At 76.8% G+C, this 4,437-nt stretch carries 4 protein-coding genes; 3 read left to right on the forward strand and 1 reads right to left on the reverse strand.

What is annotated here, in order from left to right; translation table 11 throughout:
• Positions 1–1,467 (forward strand): histidine kinase (locus tag DZF91_RS27825; protein ID WP_117360098.1); only part of this gene is annotated, 1,467 nt, incomplete at its 5' end.
• A gap of 202 nt (positions 1,468–1,669) precedes the next feature.
• On the opposite strand, the gene DZF91_RS27830 is transcribed toward DZF91_RS27825, so the two are convergent.
• Positions 1,670–2,278: a response regulator transcription factor gene (locus DZF91_RS27830; protein WP_117360099.1), complete on the reverse strand. Its 609-nt coding sequence runs from the start codon at positions 2,276–2,278 to the stop codon at positions 1,670–1,672.
• An 86-nt stretch (positions 2,279–2,364) separates the two neighbouring features.
• On the opposite strand from DZF91_RS27830, the gene DZF91_RS27835 reads away from it, so the two are divergent.
• Entirely contained in the window at positions 2,365–3,096 is a 732-nt protein-coding gene (locus tag DZF91_RS27835) for an ABC transporter ATP-binding protein (RefSeq protein WP_199486945.1), read from the forward strand.
• Positions 3,096–4,437, forward strand: a 1,342-nt coding sequence (locus DZF91_RS27840; protein WP_147341417.1) for an ABC transporter permease, incomplete at its 3' end; no start/stop codon positions are given. The genes DZF91_RS27835 and DZF91_RS27840, both read left to right, overlap by 1 nt.

Raw genomic sequence — 4,437 nt, forward strand, 5'->3', positions numbered from 1 at the left:
ACCGCGCGCGAGGCCCTGGCGGCGGCGCGCGCCGCGTCCGTGGAGCTGCGCAGCCTGTCGCTCGCGCCGGAGATCGCGGCGGCGCGCGGGCTGCTGGCGTCCGGCGGGATCGAGGCGGACGTGGCGACCGGGCACCGCGAACCGCTCGGCCGCGCCGGCGCGCTGCTCGCGGTCGTCCTGCGCGAGGCGGTCACCGACGTCGTGCGGCGCGGGACGGCCCGGCACTGCGAGATCACGACGGCCGAGGACGGCGGGCTGCTCACGCTGCGGGTCGTCAACGACGGCGTCCGGACGTCCGAGCAGGGCGCGCACGCGCTCGAAGGGCCGGCCGCGCGGATCGCGGCGGCGGGCGGACGGCTCCGGACCGGGCTGGAGCCGGACGGCCGGTTCGCGGTCGAGGCGTCCGTGCGGGTGCCGGAGGACCGCCCGGTCGCGGAGGCGACGGCCGAGCGGCGGCTCGCGGTCGGGCTCCTGGCCGCGACGGTCGCCGTGATGGTCGTCAAGGGCCTGCTCCAGGTGCCGCCGCGCGACCTGCCGGTCGCGGTCCCGTGCTTCCTCGCGATGGCGGTCGTGCTGCGCTGGACGCGTCCGCGCGGACGCGACCGGCTCCCACTGCTGGCCGTCCAGGCGGTGGCGACCTTCGTGCCGCTGTTCGTGCTGCACCAGCCGTGGGGGACGCTGCCCGGATTCCTCGTCGGCTCGCTGTTCGTGCTGCTGCCGGTCCGGGTCGCCGCGGCGCTCGGCGCGCTGGCGCTCGTGCTCACCGGCGCGGCCGTCCGGGGCGACGGGATGGTCGTGAACACACTGGTCAGCGTGCCGGTCACGGCCCTGGTGGTCTACGGGCTGCTGCGCCTGGCGCGGCTCGCGGACGAGCTGCGGGACGCGGCGGCGGCGCGGGCGCGGGCGGCGGTCGTCCAGGAGCGGCTGCGCGCCGCCCGCGACCTGCACGACCTGCTCGGACACGGCCTCGCCGCGATCCTGGTCAAGGGCGAGCTGGCGCGCCGCCTCGCGGACCGCGACCCGGACCGGGCCGCCCGCGAGTTCGCCGACATGGTCGCGATGGCCCGCCGCGCCCGCGCCGACATGGCCGCCGTGACCGGCACCGCCCCGCACCTGGAGTTCGGTCCCGAACTGGAGTCGGCTCTCGGCGTGCTGGCGGCGGCGGGCATCGAGACGACCGTCCACCGGGAGGGCGACCCGCCGGCGGACGCCGAACCGGTGCTGGCGATCGTCCTGCGCGAGGCGGTCACCAACGTCCTGCGCCACAGCTCGGCGAAACACGTGGACATCAAGGTCACCGCCGACGCGCTGACCATCGAGAACGACGGCGTCTCCGGCGACGTGACGCCGCCCGGCTCCGGCCTGGGCAACCTGTCCACCCGCCTCGCCGCGATCGAAGCCGACCTGGAGACCTCCCGAACACCGACCGCCTTCCGCCTGACGGCGAGCCTCCCCCGGCGTCCCTAGCCCGGCGTTCCTAGCCCGGCGTTCCTGGCCCGGCGGCCCCAGCCCGCGCGAGCGCGCCGCCAACCGTGCGGGGGCGACGCCGAAGGCGAGCCCCCGCACGGTTGATCGCGAAGCGATGTCGCGCTCGCCCGAGCATCCGGGCCGCCGGACGAGCCGCCAGGCGAGTCCGGCGGAGCCGGGGCTCAATTGATGGAGCCGGGGCTCAATCGATCCAGCCGGACTCGCGGGCGATGCGGACGGCGTCGGGGCGGCCCCGGGCGTTGAGCTTGGTGACGACCGCGGTGAGGTGGTTGCGGACGGTCCCGGCCGACAGGTGCAGGCTCCTCGCGATCTCGGCCGGTTCCGCGCCGTCCGCGAGCAGCCGCAGGACGTCCTTCTCGCGCGGGGTGAGCGGGTCGGCGGCCAGGTCCCAGGCGGTGACGGCGAGGCTCGGGTCGAGCACGCGCCCGCCCGCGTGGACGGTGCGGATCGCGGCGACCAGCTCGTCCGGCGGAGCGGTCTTCAGCAGGAAGCCGCCCACCCCGGCGTCGAGCGCGCGGCGGAGCTGGCCGGGCGCGCCGTGGCCGGTGAGCATGAGCGTGCGGCAGGCCGGCAGCTTCTCGCGCAGCGCGGCGGCGGCGGTCAGGCCGTCCGCGCCGGGCATGTCGATGTCGAGGACGGCGACGTCCGGGCGGTGGACGAGCGCGGCGGACACCGCGTCGTCGCCCCGGCCGACGTCGGCGACGACCTCCAGGCCGTCCTCCAGGCCGAGCAGGGCGACCAGCCCGCTCCGGATGACGTGCTGGTCCTCGGCGAGCAACACCCTGATCACGGCACGAGCGTACCCATGACGATGTCACGGGTGGCCGGTGACGACCTCTCTTCAGAACGAACGCCCAGGTCAGCAGAGTGGAACCCATGAGCGATGCGGTGGTCATGGACGAGGTCTGCAAGGTCTACGGCCGGAACGGGAGCGCGGTGGCGGCGCTGCGCGAGGTGTCGGTGGCGCTGCCGGCGGGGGCGTTCACGGCGGTGATGGGCCCGTCGGGGTCGGGGAAGAGCACCTTCCTGCACTGCGCGGCCGGGCTGGACCGGCCGACGTCGGGCGAGGTGCGGCTCGGCGGGACGGCGCTGTCGGGGATGAGCGAGACGCGGCTGACGGAGCTGCGGCGCGAGCGGATCGGGTTCGTGTTCCAGGCGTTCAACCTCGTCCCGTCGCTGACGGTCGAGCAGAACGTGACGCTGCCGCTGAAGCTGGCGCGCCGCAGGCCGGACCGGGCGCTGCTCGCGGACGTGCTGGAACGCGTCGGGCTGAGCGACCGCGCGACGCACCGTCCGGGCGAGCTGTCCGGCGGGCAGCAGCAGCGGGTGGCGCTGGCGCGGGCGCTGGTCACCCGGCCGGAGGTGGTGTTCGGGGACGAGCCGACCGGCGCGCTCGACACCATGACCGCCCAGGAGGTGCTGCGGCTGCTGCGGCGGACCGTGGACGAGCTGGGCCAGACCGTCGTGATGGTGACGCACGACCCGGTGGCGGCGTCGTTCGCCGACACCGTCCTGTTCCTCGCCGACGGCCGGATCGTGGACGCGCTCGACGCGCCGTCCGCGTCCGCCGTGGCCGACCGCATGACCCGGCTGGGGGCGTACGCGTGATGATCCTGAGCACTCTGAGGTACCGCCGGGCGGCGTTCGCGGGCGCGTTCGTCGCGCTGTTCTTCGCCGCCGCGCTGGTCACGGCCTGCGGGACGCTGATGGACACCGGCCTGCGCGGCACGGTCCGGCCCGTCCGGTACGCGGGCGCGCCGGTCGTGGTCGCCGGGGACCCGCAGTCGCACTTCGTGAAGGAGAAGAAGAAGGGCAAGACGAAGCGGAAGTCGAAGCCGAACGCGGCGCGCGCCTGGATCCCGGCCGGCCTGGCCGACCGGGTGCGGGCCGTGCCGGGCGTGCGGCGGGTCGTGTCCGAGGTGGCGTTCCCGCTGGTCGTTCCGGGTGCGGGCCCGACCGAGGGGTACGGCTGGGAGCCGTTGTCGCCGGTGCGGCTGCGCGCCGGACGGGCTCCCCGGGCGGCGGACGAGATCGTCCTGGACAGCGGGGCCGGGCGGGTGACCGTCCTGACGGCGGGCGGCCCGCGCACGTACCGGGTCGTCGGGGTCGCCGACCGGCCGTACGTCACACCGGACGAGGCGCGCCGCCTCGCCGGGCACCCGGGCCAGGTGACCGCCCTCGGCGTGTGGGGCGGCGACCCGAAGGCCATCGCCCGGGCCGTGAGCGGGACGAACGCGACCGTCGCCACGGGGGACGAGCGCGGACGGGTGGAGTTCGCGGGCGTCGGAGCGGCCCGGACGAAGCTGCTCAGCATGGGCGGCGCGCTCGGCGGCACTTCGCTGATCGTGGCGCTGCTGGCCGTCGTCGGGACGTTCGGCCTGGCGGTCCAGCAGCGGGAACGGGAGCTGGCGATGCTGCGCGCGGTCGCCGCGACGCCGAGGCAGCTGCGCCGGATGCTCGGCCGCGAGGCTCTGCTGGTCGGGCTGCTCGCGGCCGTCCCCGGCGCGCTCGCCGGGCTCCCCTTGGGCGACTGGCTGCACGGGCGGATGGTCGCCGGGGACGTCGTCCCGGCCAACCTCCCGCCGGTCATCGGGCCGTTCCCGCCGCTGGCCGCCGCCGCGGCGACCGTCCTGGCGGCCTGGCTCGCGGCCCGCGTCTCGGCGCGGCGGATCACCCGGCTGCGTCCGGTGGAGGCGCTCGGCGAGGCCGCGCTGACGCCGCCGCGCGTCCCGGTGCTCCGGCTGGTCGCGGGCGTCGCGGCGGTCGCGGGCGGGGCGGTGCTGAGCCTGGTGCTGCGGTCGGTGCACACCGACGCGGCGGCCGGTCCGCTGACGCCGCTGACCGCGCTGCTGTTCACCACGGCGGTGGCGCTGCTCGGGCCGCCGCTGGCGCGCGCCGCGATCGCGGTCGTCGCCGTCCCGCTGCGGGCGTCCCGCGGGACGGGCGAGC

The sequence above is a fragment of the Actinomadura logoneensis genome (assembly GCF_003428695.1).
In the GTDB taxonomy this organism is placed as follows: Bacteria; Actinomycetota; Actinomycetes; order Streptosporangiales; family Streptosporangiaceae; genus Spirillospora; species Spirillospora logoneensis.